The following is a 15,160-nucleotide window of genomic DNA, read 5'->3' as shown; positions in this document are numbered from 1 at the left end:
CAGCCGCCAGGCTCGGCGCGATCGGCAAGTACAACCGCGCACCGATCGTGCGGCCGTCGCGCGTCGGCACGACGCATTCCTCGACCGAATGCATCGGCGCCGATGCGACGTCGAGGATCGGCGCGCTCTTCTCGTACGCGGCGCGCGCCTGCTGCGGCGTCTGGTGATGGTAGGACGGACGTTTCGCGCGCTCGATCATGTCGAGCACCTGGGCGATCTTCGGATTCAGCGGCATCGGTTGGGAACGGCGCCTGCGCGACGCCGTGAACGGACAAGCGTGCATGATGCCATGCGCGCGGCGTGCGAGCGTGGCGCGCCTTGCACGTCGACATTCCGGCCCTCCTTCGGCCTGCCGTGAAACGCGTTCGACGTATGCATGCGCGCCGCAAAACAAAACGGCCCTGCCGTTGAAGAGGCAGGGCCGTCAGTCCGGGCGCTTACGCGTCGCTCGGGCCGGGCTGGGCGTCCGGTGCCGTGCGTGAGCGTTGCCGCTTGATGTCGCGACCCACCGCGAGCCGCCGCATGTACTTGAACGTACCGAGCGCCTTCGCGACGAAATTGCCGTCGCTGTCGCGCACTTCGCCTTCGCAGTAGGCCATCGTCGTCGAGCGATGCATCACGCGGCCGTAAGCGCGCAACTCACCGCGCCCCGGCTGCATGAAGTTCACCTTCATCTCGACCGTCACGACGCCGACGCCGTCGTCGGTCAGGCTGCGTGCGGCCATCGCGAGCGCGATGTCCGCGAGCGTCATCGTCACGCCGCCGTGTGCGATGCTCCACGTGTTCATGTGCCGCTCTTCGAGCGGCAGCACGAGCTCGCTCGCACCGTCCTTCGCGGACACGAGCTGCACGCCGAGCAGGTCGACGAACGGGCTTTCGATCGACGGGCCGTCCGTCGGCGTTGCCGCGTCGCTCATTGCGCGCTGTCGACGATGTAGTCGACGCACTCGCGCGATTCAGCCACCGCAACGACGAATTTCTTCACTTCCTGGTGAACCGGGTGCACCTGGTAGGCGTCGAGCGCAGCCTTGTCCGCGAAATCGGACACGAGCACGATGTCGGCAGTGGCGTCGAGGCCGGGCGTTGCCAAGCCGACGTCGATCTGCAGCGTGCCCGGCACGAGGTCGCGGCAGCCTTCGAGCTTTTCCTTCAGCTTCAGCGCGTTCTGTGCGCGCGTCGCGCCTTCGGCCGATTCTTTCAACTTCCACATGACAATATGTCTGATCACTTCGTTTGCTCCAGTTCGTTCTGGTTCGGCGACTTGCCTGTCACCCTTGCCAATCGGGCATCTTACGCCCTTTCGCCGTTTGCTCGCGTTCGCTGGAAAATGCGTCCGGCCGAGAAAGATGCGGGTAATCAAACGGGTATCGGTTCGATCACCCGAAGACGCTACGCGCTTTTTCGCCGTGCCACTTGACGACGTCAAGATCCGACAAGCAAAGGCAGACGACAAGCCTACCAAACTTGCCGACCTCAATGGACTGGATCTGTTTGGTGAATCCGCCCGGCTCCAAGCTCTGGCGATACAAGTACAGAATGACCGGGAAGGAGCATCTCTTTGCTATCGGCGAATGCCGCAGCATCAGCCTTCAAGACGCGCGTGCTGTATGCGACGGTTCCCGCGAGTTCGTCAAGAAGGGGCTGCATCCATCCCATGAGCGCTATGCGCTCTATTACCGCTCACGACGTGCTTGCCCTGATGCGTCGGGTCGAAGAGCGTGGCTCGCCTTCCGTAGCGATCAAACTGCGACAGTACGTGTCCAACGTATTCCAGTATGCGGTGATCACGCTTCGGGCAGACGCAGACCCCGCGTCGGTTCTGCGGGGACCGGTCTTGAAGCCACCGACAGAGAATGCTCGGCCGTTGAGCCGCGAAGAACTGAAGAGGCTCTTTCGACAGCTTCCGACCTACAAGAGCAGACGAACTGCGATTGCGATTCAATTGCTGATGATGCTGTTTCCGAGAACAATCGAAACTTGCCGGTCACGATGGGAAGAAATTGACCTGGGGACTGCGGAATGGAAGGCGCCCCGGAAAAGATCCAATCAAGGCGCCTGCATATCGTTCCGCTTCCCAAGCAAGCGCTGTGACTGCTGCGCGAACTGCAGGAGATATATGGAAATTGCGAGTACATGCTGCCGATTCTCCATAGCAATCGAACACGTCCACACATGAGTCGTGCAACGATCAATCGGGCAATCGACTACATGGGTCCGGACAACCCCGAACCGATAACTGGTCATGACTTTCGAGCAACTACGTCGACCAACCTCCATGAAATGGGGTGGAAGGACGATGTGGTTGAAATGCAGTTGTCGCACAAAAACAAGGATAGGACTCGCTCGACGTACAACCATGCCAAATATTTGCCGGAGCGTCGGGAGATGATGCAAGCGTGGGCGAACTGGCTCGATGACGTCGAAGAAGAGGCATACCAAGGCGTGAATACCGCAAGCGCCGCCATAAATGATCAATGATGCAGCAGCCCCCGAGCCTTATCTAACAAGAAACCAACTCGAAAGCTCTGCCGCAACCGATGCCAATATGTCCGGCCGCATCTCCCCGCCCCGTCTCTGCTTCATCTAGAATCAGCAAACCCGTGTGCCTGATACCAATTCGTGTAAGAAGCCGTGTGATGTTGCCGAGAAGCGGCTAAATGATCCGTGGTACAAATACAGATCCGGAGCTTTTAATTGATTACTACTCACTGCCGCACGTTCAGATCGGCCGATGTTAGCAAGTATGCTTGGGGGAGACTTGCCCACTTCCAAAATGTTGAGGCCGTTACGCGCGAGATCATGGAGCTCCATCGTTTACCGGAACGGCACCGCACCAATGCCAGAAGGCAGGCGACACAGCTTCGTCAATGTCTCATGCAAGCGCGGGAATACTATGATGCTGCCCGAGCAGTTAGCCTCGCGACCCGCCCAGTGCTTTTGTACTATTCCACAATGTCGCTCGCTCTGGCCGAAGTCTTGATGAAGCAAAGTGCCGACAGCCGTCTAGAAAAACTGCGAGAGTTTCACGGATGCCACGGACTTCAGTTATCAATGGCTAACGCAGTTTTGCCGGGTGACGATCTGGAAATCGCAACCGCTGCGTTGCGGGCGAAGCCGCAGACCGCGCCGGACGGATCTGCACGCGGTACTTTCGAAGTTTGGCGACGCTCAAGCCGGGAACTACCAATCGTTGGTCGATACACTCAGACTCATGCCACCCCTGGTATGACGACGTCAGGAATTCGGGTATTGATGTCTGGGACCGACGTTGAGCCAGATGTGTATCCAATCAACGGGCTAAGCCTACTAGACGTTCTGCAGGGGTTGCCTCAGATGGTAGAGATTCTCGCCACCTACGGAATTAGACCGAAGCTTGTTCGTTCGACCTGCAGTGCGAGATTTGGTGCCGAAAATCAAGATCCGACTCTCAGCATTGTTGTGCACCCTTCAATACCGGAGACGATGAACAACTTCATGGATCTGATTCACTTCGCGCCTCGGGGGCTGCATCGCATCGACATAGTGGAGTATCCCAACGGGATTCACCTGCAAATTCCACTGACGAATGACGTTCCCGGGCAATTGCCATGGAGCATCTGCACCGATGTCGCCAATACATGGTTCAGTTCTCGGCACGAGTTTTTGAATGAATTTGGATTGATCTACGTTGCACTACACGTTGCGGGTAACTTTGCTCGATATTACCCGGACAAGTGGTTGTGTCACATCGAAGCGAGTTCACCACTAGCACTGACAATCGACCGACTGACGGACGTGGCGTTCGACCGAGTACCGCTTCTGGTTGCGGGAGAGCTGGCTCGTAGCTGTTTCGTGGCAGAGGATTGATTTCCGGCATTGAAGCTCTGACAAATCCTGTCTTTCTGGCCAAATTTCCGACTAGCTCAGCATGGCGCCAGTCGCAAACCACAGGGTTGACCAGCAGCAGCCGGTCGCAATCTCCAGCTACTAGAGAAAGTTGCGCTGCGCCCCCCCCGCATCGGGGCCGCTGGTAAACTCAGGACATCGCGGCCTTTCATTGTGCCTTGCATACATCAAAATCACCGAGAATCACTTTAAGCAATGGACGAGACCTTCAGCACTAGCATCGATATACGGCGAGATTTCTCCCTATCCAAACTAAAATTCGCACGACGCTTTATCAGCGGACTAGGTCAATTCACAGGCGAACTGCGCAATGATCCATCATCTGATTATCAGCGATACAGCTCGATAATCTATAAACTCCGCTCACGCTTCGATGCATATAAAGTGTTACTAGAAACAGTTAAAGGCGACCCAGCAGATCCGCTTTCACAGAAATTAGTTTCATCGATGCTCGCGCTTGCCAAGGAGCTTGAAACCGCCATTCTGACGCATTCATCGATTAACGATCATAAAATAAAGAACGAAATCATTAGCGAGGAAGACGATCTATTTCCAAGCTCACTAAACACAAAAAACCTAATCACGCTTGACGCACAAAAAGAGGCCAGTCGGTTTTATAGCGTCCAAAGGAAAAAGACAGAAGCGTACTCCGCGGCCCTTAACACCGTGCAACACACAATTTCATGGATCGAAACGTTAAGAGAGAATTCGACACCAGAAAACAAGATAACCCGAGAAATATCCTTCCCCCCTGAATTACAACAAGCCGGAATTGGGATACTCTCCTACTTCTCGAGAGTCTTACAGGCCAACTACCCGGATCTCGACATTGGAGTCACAATTCAACAAATTGGAGATTCCGTAACCATGGTAATCACCCACCCCGACGGAACTCGAGAGGAAATAACGAGAACGCTACACGAATACGGACTTGTCGTGACTGGAAAGATGCGAGCAGAAGATCTTGTACACGATCCGATTCAAGCAATGGCGTTAAAGCAGAAGCTTGAACTAACCGAACTTGAACTTCGGCAGACGCGCGAAATATTGACACTGCAGCGAACGTATAGCGAGGAACGCATTAAATCTCTTGAATCTGATGTTTCACGTCTCTACGGCATGCTCGAGCAGAAACTCGGCAGTGACGCGGGAGTGCAGGAGCAACTAATAAAGCTTGCCGGCGAACAAGGCGAACGAAGTACAGATCTTATTTCTGCAGTACTAGAACTTTCGAAAGCTCTGCAGTCTCGAGATGGAACTCAGGCGCAGCTGATGTTAGAAGATATAGCGATCGCCAAACCAGATTTATTCACGAGACTAACCGACTTCTTTTATAGCAGCGCCGTATCCGGTGTAATTGGAAATACTGCCTTTTCTTGGCTCATCGCACTATGGCCTACTCTACCAAAATGAACGTCGCGGGCCCGCAGCGCAATGGTTGTGGCTTGTCTGTTACGACTAAAGTCACTTTGGCTTTTTGACCATCCTCGTAGCTGGAAATAGCTGCAGCATTGCGCGCGCCGCTTCGACATTATTCGTGTGCAACCATTCGTCGTAGTCGGCCGGCCGCAATATGACCACCGACCTTTTCTCGTCGCCGGGCTTATGCATACGCCCCATCACGGCATGGCCGTCCACATTGACTGTCATCATGGTCATGCCGACCAGCGAGCGGCCGTCCTCTCCTTCGCAGCGCCGTCAGATTCCGGCGACGCAATACGATTGCCAATCTGTTAGTCCGATTCGTTGCCAGAAATTCCGGCCCGTCTCGTAACAAGGCTCGTATATCCATCGGGCCGGGATCAAGTAGCGCTGACCAGCTCTCCACGCCTTGCCATACCGCCGGGAGTCCCATACGCGACAGGAAGTCCTGTCGGCGCAGATCAACGAAGGCAAAGCACCTATTCGAGCAGTCTGCGACGAGTGGCTGGAGAAGAAGCGAAAGACGTGGACTGAGCGACACTTTGGCGAGATTCTGCGCATGCTCGAGACCGATGCGTACCCGTAAATCGGGAACCGCCCCGTGCGCGCAGTCGCCGCCCACAACGTGCTTGCTTTGATGCGCCTGGGCAAAGAGCTTAGCTCCCCTTCCGTAGCTAATTTGGTGATCAACGCCCACCTACCCAACACTACAACCGTCAACGATCCAGACCATCACATCGAGCGACCGAATCTGCACCGGAAGCATCACCGTCATATAGAATGGTGCGCTTTGCCCGTACTCCTATGTGGTTCAAGAACCTTCAGCTTCATCGTCTTCCGGCACCTTGGGCCGTTACCCCCGATCAGATGGAAAAATGGCTGGCGCCCCACGCGTTTCAGCCGGGCAACAGCGTCGAGATGCAGAGTCACGGATGGGCGTCGCCGTGTGACGACGGTGCGCTTGTGTATTCGATCAACCGGCAGATGTTGCTGACGTTTCGTGCCGAAAAGAAGCTGCTCCCGGCGTCGGTCGTCAATCAGGTGACCAAGGACCGCGCGCTTGAAGTCGAGGAGCAGCAGGGCTTCAAGGTCGGGCGAAAACAGATGCGCGAACTCAAGGAGCAGGTTACCGACGAACTGCTCCCGCGCGCGTTCACCATTCGCCGCGATACCCGCGTGTGGATCGATACGGCGAACGGCTGGCTCGTCATCGATGCGGCTTCACAGGCACTTGCCGACGACGTTCGCGGCCTGCTCGTCAAATCGATCGATCAGTTGCCGCTCGCCAGCGTTCAAGTGGCGCGTTCGCCGGTCGCCGCGATGACGGATTGGCTGCTGTCCGGTGAAGCGCCGGGCGGATTCACCGTGGACCAGGACGCCGAGTTGCGCTCGAGCGGCGAAGGCGGCGCCACGGTGCGATACGTCGGCCACGCGCTGGAAGCGACCGACATGCGCCGGCACATCGAGGCCGGCAAACAATGCATGCGCCTTGCGATGACCTGGGACAACCGGATCTCCTTCGTGCTGACGCCGTCGCTGACGATCAAGCGTGTGACGCCGCTCGACGTGATCAAGGAAGCGGCGGATCCAACCGCGCAGAACGACGCTGAACGCTTCGACTCGGATGTCACGCTGATGACCGGTGAATTGGCGCGGATGTTGACCAGTCTCATCGATATCCTGGGCGGCGAGCAGCGCGACTCGGCTCATCAGGCGGCGGCAGCCTGAACGCCGCCGGCGGCCAAGAAACCTCGCTCCCGCGCGACGGCGAGGTTTCGAGCCGGCGTGACAGTTCAACGAGGACTGTCGTCGCCGTGCCGGAAGGTCGCGACCGGGCGCTCGCGCACGATGCCCGATTTTTCTCCGTGTCGCCCGCCGACGCGAGGATCCCGCCCGCAACCGCCGGCAGCAAGCCTACCCAACCTGCCGGCTTCAATGGCCGGTATCCCGAGATTCACGCATCCGGCGCCAGGAGCGCGGCTTCCGTCAGCGCACCGGCGCCGCGACTCACTTGATCAGGCGCAGCACATCGCGAAAACGCGGATGACGGCTGGAGCCCAGCCATTCGAACCCGATCATCTCGACCGTCGCGATTTGCGCTCCCGCCGCCCCGAGCCGAGCGATCCCCGCGTCCCGGTCGATCGTCTTGCGCGATCCCACGGCGTCGCTGACCACGGTGACTTTGCGCCCGCTGCGCAACAGCCCGAACGCCGTTTGCAACACGCACACGTGCGCCTCGCAACCGGCAACGATGACGCTATTGCGCCCGGCCGGCAATGCCTCGACCAGGCCCTCCGCACACGCGTCGAAATGGTCCTTGACGACGGTGTTCGCGCACAGCTCCTGGATGTCCGGTACGTTCCGGCCCAGCTGGACGGGGCTCTGCTCGGTACCCATCACCGGCACCCCGACTATCTGCGCAATACGGGCAAGTCGGACAGCCTGCGTGACGACGGATACCCCTTCGTGGATCACCGGCATCAGCCGCGTCTGAAAATCAACCAATACGACCACTGAATCGTCGGGTACGTGCAGCACGGCGCATTCTCCGGAGTGAAGGTGACGTCACCCGCCATCGACCATCGATGAAGAGTCGCTTTGTCGCAAAATCGTCAGTCCCGCAAATGACGGATATCGAATCGCATCAGTGACCGACTGCGTCAACTCGGTAAACGCTAGCGGGCCCCAAGCCTACCAAACTTGCCGACGCCGTTGGCACGATCGCATGGCGTCCGGTTTCGGGGTCCCCCGCCGGCCCGGCCAGATTCAACACGCAACGAAAACCCAGCTCGACATCCTTCTTGTCGGGCTGCTCGCCGCGACGATCGATCACGAGCCGCACTCGACTGTCCGTCCCGTTGCGCACGCTGCGCAATGTGCCCGCCTCGGGCCCGCGCGGATTCACTTTCGAGCTGTGACGGTAATAGTTCTTGTCGAACCAGTCGTACGTCCATTCTCGTCCGTAGCCGAACACGTCCGACATGCCGATGCCGTTATCGCCATAGGTGCCGACCGGACGGCTGACCTCCGGCATCGAACTCGTGCCCTGCCCCATGCGCACCAGGGTGTCGTCGAGGTCCGTGAGACCGTACTTGCCGTCGATGACCGGGACTGCCTTGCTCGGAATGACCCAGAGTTCCCCGCGCGAGCGCGCCGCGTACTCCCACTGCGCCTCGGTCGGCAAATCCACCGGCGCGTTCAGTTCCTTGCCCAGCCACGTGCAGAAATCGCGGGCCTGCTGCCACGTCACGTCACCGGCGGGAAAATCGGGGAATCGAAACTGGAAGTTGAAACCCGAGTCGGTCAGGATCGACGGCAAATGATTGGCGCGCGTATAGATGTCGTACTCCGCGTACGTGACGCGATGCTTGAGAATCGAATAGCCGTCGAGCGTCACGTCGTGTGCCGGCGCCGCGCCTTCGTTCGCCGAATACGGCAACTTCTCGGCGGACGTCTGCGGGCCGAAATCGCCCATCAGGAACGTACCGCCCTTGACGGGCACCCATTCCCTGGCCATGTCGAGACGGAAATCGGCGAGTTCCGCTTCGGTCGGCGCAGGCAACGACCTGAAGTAATCCTGAAGAATCCGGATGGTGTCGTCATGCACCTTGCCAAACGTCCACTGGACGACCACGCTGATGTGCTCCCACACCTCCTTCGGCGGCGACGGCGTCGTAATCTCCCGAATCAGCCGCTCCTTGTCCGGCGGCGCCTTCGTATCGATCGCAGCCATCGCGGCAGATGACGCCAGCAACGCACCGCCGATCAGCAACCCCTTCGATTTTCCTCGCGTCGACTTCCGCCAATCACTCATCAATCCCGACCTCACCGTTCATACACGCGTTCAGCTCTGCGTCGTCAGGCCGCCATGGTACCGCCGCCGGCCGTCGGCGTGGAATCGAGCCATGCGGCGCGCGTACCCACCTGCATCGCCTATTCATGTGTATCGCTGAACGCGCATCGGTAGCCCGGGGCCGGCTCGTCGCGCTGGCGGTGCTCGATCATGGCGACCTGCCCCATCCCGATGAAACCCGCGATCGTGTGCCGCGCAAGCTGCGCGTCGCCGCTTTCAGTGAGGTTCGGAGGGACGTACTGGCAAATGTCGCTCAGCTCGTTCGTGATTTGCACCGGCGACAGAACGCGTTCGATCGCGTCGGCTGCGTCCGGACGGAGTTCGTTCAGGTTGCTGCCGATCCGCTGTAGCGCATATCGGCTTTCGCGTCGAACATGGTCACGCCCATCCTCGGTTGCAGCAACGCCGGAGCGTTGGGCGTCTCGGGTGCCCCTTGATTTGCTGGACGTCATTGCGCCCGTGCTCGAATGCAAGGCAGCCTTCGGCCAGCAGGCTGCCGCCGCGCGATGCTTCCGCACCGCATTTGAGGTTAAGGCGGAAGAAGCCGAACTCCGATTCGGGCGTGCAGTTCGACGTCAACCCGCCGTCCTTGTGCTCGATCGGCACCGGAATCCACAGCTTCATGCCCGGCTTGGTCGGCGGATAGAACGCCACCTCCACTTTCCCGGAAGCAAGATTGCCGCCGACTTCCCCGTCGCCTGTCCCGATACCGTGACTTCGCCGCGCAGATGCAACGCGTCATCGAGGAATATCCACTACGGAAAGCGGCATCCGCTCACCGCGCGACGACCCGGTTCCGCCCTTCCCGCTTCGCCTGGTACAACCGTTCGTCGACCACGCGCAGCAACGCATCGACCGTGCTGCCGTCGGCCCCGTATTGCGCGACACCGACGCTGACCGTCACCTGCACGCGCTTGAAATCGAGCCCGAACGGCGAGCTCGCGATCGATGACCGCACACGCTCGGCCGTCATCCTCGCGCCTTCGAGCGGCATATCCGGCAGCAGCGCCATGAACTCCTCGCCGCCGACCCGCGCGAGCCCGCCGGCCGGTCGGATCGCATCGAGGCACTGGCGCACGACGCCGCGCAGCACCTCGTCGCCGATCTGGTGCCCGTACGCATCGTTGATGTTCTTGAAATTGTCGAGATCGAGCGCGAGCAGGCAGAACGGCGTGCCGTCGCGCTCGGCCCGCACCATCTCGCGCTCGACCTGCGCGATGAACTGCCGGCGGTTCGACGCGCCCGTCATCGGATCGGTCGCGGCCATGTATTCGAGCTTCTGGTTCGTGCGCCGCAGTTCCTGCAGCGCGCTCTCGGTACGCGCCATCGATTCCGACAGCCGGCTCATCAGGTCTTCCTGGCTGTAGATCGCCGAGAACGAGCGGGTCGTCTGCAGCGCCTGTACGACGCCGTAGCTGAGCAGGAAGAAGCCGCCCGCGAAAATCGCGTGCGCGAGCCACCACATGTGATTCCACGGCTTGCCGAGGATGAACGCGAGCGACGACAGCGCGAACGCCATGATCGACACGCCGTAGATCACCATCAGCGGCGAGCGGATCCGCCGCGCGAGCAGCACGGCGACGTTCAGCAACGAGAATACGAGCGCGCCGCCTTCCATCGACAGCCGCGTGCCCAGCGCGCCCGCGACCGGCGAATACGCGATGTATGCCACGGCCGCGTTGATTATCACGAAGAACACGATCCACGGCAGCCACGTGCGCACGCTCGTGCGCCTCTCGATCCGATCGGGCGGACGCGAATACGACAGCAGGCCCGTGAGCAGCAGGATCGACATCACGAGCCGCGACGCGGGCCCGTACAGCAGGAACAGCCAGATGTTGTGATGCGCCATCCCGGTGAACGCACCGTGCAGCGCATAGATCATCGCGAAGCCGAGAAAGCCAAGTGTCAGCCAACGCAGCAGCGGCTCGCCGGATGACCGGTAGCACACCCACGTCACGTAGGTGACGAACGCGCCTTCGAGGGTCGCGGCGGCGATCGCGATTTCATGGAACGCGTGGCTCTCGAACACGACGTGCGGGTCGCTGAAGAACCACAGATAGGCGATCAGATAGGCGGGCAGCAACGCGAATCCGACCAGCAGGCATTTCGCGTAGAGCCTCGCGGCCGCGCTGACGACGCGCGGCGGTTCCCCGGCTGCATAGGTCGTACTCATTCGGTCCCCGGTCGGTCTGCTGCGTTGGTTCGAACCTTCGCGGTACGGATCGCACGACGCACGATCCGGCCCATCGTGCCGAAAGGCAAATGTCAGAGCAAGTATAGGTGGGGCAATTCGTTTGACAAGTAAGGGGAAACGGCATTGCCGGGTGCACGCCTTTTGCTTCCCGATTGTTTCGAATGGCGATCCAGTCCCACCGATTCGCGTCGCGGCCGCCCGCTTCGCCGAAGCGAAACAGCGGCCGCCCCCTGCCAAAGATCAGAGGATTTCGAACAGGCCGGCCGCGCCCTGCCCGCCGCCGATGCACATCGTGACGACCACGTACTTCACGCCGCGCCGCTTGCCTTCGATCAGCGCATGGCCCGTCAGGCGCGCGCCCGACACGCCGTACGGATGGCCGACCGCGATCGCGCCGCCGTTCACGTTCAGGCGATCCTCAGGAATCCCGAGCGTGTCGCGGCAGTACAGCACCTGCACCGCGAACGCTTCGTTCAGTTCCCACAGGCCGATATCGTCGACCTTCAGCCCCGCCTGCTTCAGCAGCTTGGGCACCGCGAACACGGGGCCGATGCCCATCTCGTCCGGCTCGCAGCCGGCCACCGCGAAACCGCGGAACACGCCGAGCGGCTGCAGCCCTTCGCGCTGCGCGGCGTCGGCGCTCATCACGACGCATGCCGACGCGCCGTCCGAGAACTGGCTCGCATTGCCGGCGGTGATCACCCCACCCGGCACGGCCGACCGGATCTTCGACACGCCTTCCAGCGTCGTGTCGGGGCGGATCCCTTCGTCGGCCGAGACCGTCACTTCCTTCGTGAACAGGCGGCCCGTCGCCTTGTCGGCCACGCCCGCGAGCACGGTGATCGGCGCGATCTCGTCGCGAAAGCGCCCGGCTTCCTGCGCGGCCGCGGCCCGCAGTTGCGACTGCACGCCATACTCGTCCTGCCGCTCCTTCGAGATCCCGTAGCGCTTCGCGACGTTCTCGGCCGTCTGCAGCATGTTCCAGTAGATCTCGGGCTTGTGCTGGACGAGCCAGCCTTCCTGGATCATGTGGTGGTTCATCTCGTTCTGCACGCACGAGATCGATTCGACGCCGCCTGCCACATACACTTCGCCTTCGCCCGCGATGATCCGCTGCGCAGCCAGCGCGATGGTCTGCAGCCCCGACGAGCAGAAGCGGTTCACCGTCATCCCCGGCACGCTCACGGGCAGCCCTGCGCGCAGTGCGATCTGCCGCGCGATGTTCGCGCCGGTCGCGCCTTCGGGGTTCGCGCAACCCATGATCACGTCCTCGACGCGTGCGGGGTCGAGCTTCGCGCGCTCGAGCGCGGCCGCGACCGCGTGGCCGCCGAGCGTCGCGCCATGCGTCATGTTGAAAGCACCGCGCCAGGATTTCGCCAGCGGCGTGCGGGCGGTCGATACGATTACGGCTTCGGTCATGCGAGTCTCCTTCGGTCCTGCTTCATGTCCTGAATCGAATGGGAAGGCGCTACGCCGCCGGGCGCGCGCCCGCGGACGTCACATGCGCGACGCCCGCTGCCTGCATTTGCTGCCATGCGTGGGCGAGCGACCCGTTCAGGTCGATCGCGCGGCACGCATCGTTGATCACCGCGGCTTCGAAACCGGCCGCGCGCGCATCGAGCGCGGACCACGCGACGCAATAGTCGGTCGCGAGCCCGCAGCACCACACGCGCTTCGCGCCCAGCTCGCGCAGATAGCCCGCGAGCCCGGTGCGCGTCGTGCGGTCGGCTTCGACGAACGCGGAATAGCTGTCGACCTGCGCGTCGCCGCCCTTGCGGATCACGAGCCGCGCATGCGGGATGTCGAGATCGCGATGCAGCGCCGCGCCTTCGGTGTCCTGCACGCAGTGGACGGGCCACAGCACCTGCTCGCCATACGGCAGCGCGAGCGTGGAGAACGGTTCGCGGCCAGGATGGTTCGCCGCGAACGACACGTGCTCGCGCGGGTGCCAGTCCTGCGTCAGCACGACCTGGTCGAAGCGTTGCGCCAGTGCGTTGATCACCGGCACGACCGCGTCGCCGTCGGGCACCGCGAGCGCGCCACCCGGCATGAAGTCGTATTGCACGTCGATCACGAGCAGTACGTCGTCGGTGCGTTTCATTGCGTTTCTCCGGGTGTGCGTCGCGCCGCGATCCGGCGCGTCAGCCGTTGAACCCGCGGCCGGCCTTCGCGAGCTCCGCGATCGACGGCGCGAGCTGCCATGCGTCGCCGTTCGGTGCCGCCGCGTAGCGGCGAATCGCGCGCTCGACGTTGTAGAGGCCGACCACGTCCGCGTACAGCATCGGGCCACCGCGCCACACCGGGAAGCCATAGCCGGTCAGGTAGACCATGTCGATGTCGGACGCCTTCGATGCGATCTTTTCCTCGAGAATCTTCGCGCCTTCGTTGACGAGCGCGAGCACGAGCCGCTCGACGATCTCGTCGTCGCCGATCTTGCGCCGCTCGACGCCGCGCTCCTTCGAATACGCGACGACCATCTCGTCGACGAGCGACGACGGCTTCGCCTTGCGCTCGCCCGGCACGTAGTCGTACCAGCCGGCGCCCGTCTTCTGGCCGAAGCGGCCCTGCTCGCACAGGCGGTCGGCGATCTTCGAATACTGGAGATCGGGCTGCTCGATATAGCGGCGCTTGCGGATCGCCCAGCCGATGTCGTTGCCGGCAAGGTCGCTCATCCGGAACGGGCCCATCGCGAAACCGAACTTCTCGATCGCACGGTCGACCTGCGCGGGCAGCGCGCCTTCCTCGAGCATGAACAGCGCCTGGCGGATGTACTGCTCGATCATCCGGTTGCCGATGAAGCCGTCGCACACACCCGACACGACCGCCGTCTTGCGGATCTTCTTCGCGACGGCCATCACGGTGGCGAGCACGTCCTTCGCAGTCTGCGCGCCGCGCACGACCTCGAGCAGCTTCATCACGTTCGCCGGGCTGAAGAAGTGCATGCCGACGACGTCCTGCGGACGCTTCGTGAACGCCGCGATCTTGTCGACGTCGAGCGTCGACGTGTTCGACGCGAGGATCGCCCCCGCCTTCGCGACTTCGTCGAGCTTCGTGAACACCTGCTCCTTCACGCCGAGTTCCTCGAACACGGCCTCGACGATCAGGTCGGCGTCCTTCAGGTCGTCGTAGGACAGCGTCGGCGTGATCAGCGCCATGCGCGCGTCGAGCTTCTCCTGCGTGAGCTTGCCCTTCTTCACCTGCGCGTCGTAGTTCTTGCGGATCGTCGCGACGCCGCGCTCGAGTGCGTCCTGCTTGGTCTCGAGCAGCGTGACGGGCAGGCCTGCGTTGATGAAGTTCATCGCGATCCCGCCGCCCATCGTGCCCGCCCCGATCACGCCGACGCGGCGGATCTCGCGCAGCGGCGTATCGGCCGGCACGTCGGGAATCTTGCTCGCCGCACGTTCACCGAAGAACGCGTGCCGCAGCGCGCGGCTTTCCGGCGTCATCATCAGCGCGACGAAACCCTCGCGCTCGGCAATGCTGCCCTTGTCGAAGCCATGCAGCACGCCGGCCTCGATCGCGTCGATGCACTTGTGCGGAGCGGGGAAATTCGGTGCGGCGGCCTTCGCGGAATTGCGCGCGAACTGGATGAAGCCCGCGGCGTTCGGGTGGACGATCTTGCGATCGCGCACGCGCGGATGCGGCCCCTTCTGCGCGCCGACCTTGCCCGCGAACGCGACGGCCGCGTCGAGCAGGTCGCCGTCGGCCATTTCGTCGAACAGCCCGCTCTTCGCAAGCTGCTCCGACGGCACGGGCACGCCCGACACGATCATGTTCATGTCTCTTCATCACATAGTAAGCTG

The 15,160-nt window shown here is 61.5% G+C and carries 14 protein-coding genes and 4 pseudogenes; 7 read left to right on the top strand and 11 right to left on the bottom strand.

What is annotated here, in order from left to right; genetic code table 11:
- From JYJ84_RS13715 to JYJ84_RS13705, 3 genes and pseudogenes are all read right to left on the bottom strand, one after another.
- Positions 1-235, bottom strand: a pseudogene (locus tag JYJ84_RS13715) (alpha/beta hydrolase); the annotation flags it as partial.
- Between the two features lie 202 nt (positions 236-437).
- Complete coding sequence (locus tag JYJ84_RS13710; RefSeq protein WP_011352338.1) at positions 438-917, bottom strand: PaaI family thioesterase; 480 nt, start codon at positions 915-917, stop codon at positions 438-440.
- Complete coding sequence (locus JYJ84_RS13705; RefSeq protein ID WP_122945612.1) at positions 914-1,228, bottom strand: Dabb family protein; 315 nt, start codon at positions 1,226-1,228, stop codon at positions 914-916. Before JYJ84_RS13705 ends, JYJ84_RS13710 begins: the two co-directional genes overlap by 4 nt.
- Positions 1,229-1,476: 248 nt before the next feature.
- Here JYJ84_RS13705 and JYJ84_RS38535 point away from each other — a divergent pair.
- The 5 genes and pseudogenes from JYJ84_RS38535 to JYJ84_RS13685 all read left to right on the top strand — a co-directional run.
- A pseudogene (locus JYJ84_RS38535) lies at positions 1,477-1,602 on the top strand (Arm DNA-binding domain-containing protein); the annotation flags it as partial.
- Between the two features lie 52 nt (positions 1,603-1,654).
- Positions 1,655-2,176 (top strand): tyrosine-type recombinase/integrase, encoded by a 522-nt coding sequence (locus JYJ84_RS38530; RefSeq protein ID WP_374102103.1) that lies wholly within the window; start codon positions 1,655-1,657, stop codon positions 2,174-2,176.
- Positions 2,134-2,478: a tyrosine-type recombinase/integrase gene (locus tag JYJ84_RS13695; protein WP_205184692.1), complete on the top strand. Its 345-nt coding sequence runs from the start codon at positions 2,134-2,136 to the stop codon at positions 2,476-2,478. The genes JYJ84_RS38530 and JYJ84_RS13695 overlap by 43 nt, the downstream gene beginning before the upstream one ends.
- A gap of 321 nt (positions 2,479-2,799) precedes the next feature.
- Positions 2,800-3,846 (top strand): YaaC family protein, encoded by a 1,047-nt coding sequence (locus JYJ84_RS13690; RefSeq protein WP_122945613.1) that lies wholly within the window; start codon positions 2,800-2,802, stop codon positions 3,844-3,846.
- 234 nt (positions 3,847-4,080) lie between these two features.
- Entirely contained in the window at positions 4,081-5,298 is a 1,218-nt protein-coding gene (locus tag JYJ84_RS13685; RefSeq protein ID WP_175221901.1) for a hypothetical protein, read from the top strand.
- A gap of 51 nt (positions 5,299-5,349) precedes the next feature.
- Here JYJ84_RS13685 and JYJ84_RS13680 read toward each other — a convergent pair.
- Positions 5,350-5,724: pseudogene (locus JYJ84_RS13680) on the bottom strand (SOS response-associated peptidase family protein); the annotation flags it as partial.
- Between the two features lie 387 nt (positions 5,725-6,111).
- Here JYJ84_RS13680 and JYJ84_RS13675 point away from each other — a divergent pair.
- A complete protein-coding gene (locus JYJ84_RS13675; RefSeq protein WP_175221902.1) occupies positions 6,112-7,035 on the top strand; it encodes a recombination-associated protein RdgC in 924 nt (307 codons plus the stop codon).
- A 279-nt stretch (positions 7,036-7,314) separates the two neighbouring features.
- Here the strand turns inward: JYJ84_RS13675 and JYJ84_RS13670 are convergent, their stop codons facing one another.
- Together JYJ84_RS13670 and JYJ84_RS13665 are read right to left on the bottom strand one after the other, a co-directional pair.
- Positions 7,315-7,845 (bottom strand): isochorismatase family protein, encoded by a 531-nt coding sequence (locus tag JYJ84_RS13670; protein WP_175221903.1) that lies wholly within the window; start codon positions 7,843-7,845, stop codon positions 7,315-7,317.
- 106 nt (positions 7,846-7,951) lie between these two features.
- Positions 7,952-9,121: an SUMF1/EgtB/PvdO family nonheme iron enzyme gene (locus JYJ84_RS13665; RefSeq protein ID WP_205189223.1), complete on the bottom strand. Its 1,170-nt coding sequence runs from the start codon at positions 9,119-9,121 to the stop codon at positions 7,952-7,954.
- Between the two features lie 125 nt (positions 9,122-9,246).
- Here JYJ84_RS13665 and JYJ84_RS13660 point away from each other — a divergent pair, with 125 nt between their 5' ends.
- Positions 9,247-9,510, top strand: coding sequence for a hypothetical protein (locus tag JYJ84_RS13660; protein WP_175221905.1), 264 nt, complete (start codon positions 9,247-9,249; stop codon positions 9,508-9,510).
- Between the two features lie 28 nt (positions 9,511-9,538).
- On the opposite strand, the gene JYJ84_RS13655 is transcribed toward JYJ84_RS13660, so the two are convergent.
- From JYJ84_RS13655 to JYJ84_RS13635, 5 genes and pseudogenes are all read right to left on the bottom strand, one after another.
- On the bottom strand, positions 9,539-9,814 hold the full coding sequence (locus tag JYJ84_RS13655) for a hypothetical protein (protein WP_175221906.1): 276 nt from the start codon (positions 9,812-9,814) through the stop codon (positions 9,539-9,541).
- Positions 9,815-9,935: 121 nt separating this feature from the next.
- Positions 9,936-11,336: a sensor domain-containing diguanylate cyclase gene (locus tag JYJ84_RS13650; protein WP_174961072.1), complete on the bottom strand. Its 1,401-nt coding sequence runs from the start codon at positions 11,334-11,336 to the stop codon at positions 9,936-9,938.
- Positions 11,337-11,597: 261 nt separating this feature from the next.
- Positions 11,598-12,776: an acetyl-CoA C-acyltransferase gene (locus tag JYJ84_RS13645; RefSeq protein WP_175221907.1), complete on the bottom strand. Its 1,179-nt coding sequence runs from the start codon at positions 12,774-12,776 to the stop codon at positions 11,598-11,600.
- Between the two features lie 49 nt (positions 12,777-12,825).
- On the bottom strand, positions 12,826-13,458 hold the full coding sequence (gene pncA / locus JYJ84_RS13640) for a bifunctional nicotinamidase/pyrazinamidase (RefSeq protein WP_089445808.1): 633 nt from the start codon (positions 13,456-13,458) through the stop codon (positions 12,826-12,828).
- A 40-nt stretch (positions 13,459-13,498) separates the two neighbouring features.
- Positions 13,499-15,136: pseudogene (locus JYJ84_RS13635) on the bottom strand (3-hydroxyacyl-CoA dehydrogenase NAD-binding domain-containing protein); the annotation flags it as partial.
- Positions 15,137-15,160 lie beyond the last annotated feature (24 nt).

Origin of the sequence: Burkholderia sp. LMG 13014 (assembly GCF_905232215.1) — a bacterium.
Lineage (GTDB): Bacteria > Pseudomonadota > Gammaproteobacteria > Burkholderiales > Burkholderiaceae > Burkholderia.
This window is presented reverse-complemented; position numbering and strand designations above follow the sequence as displayed.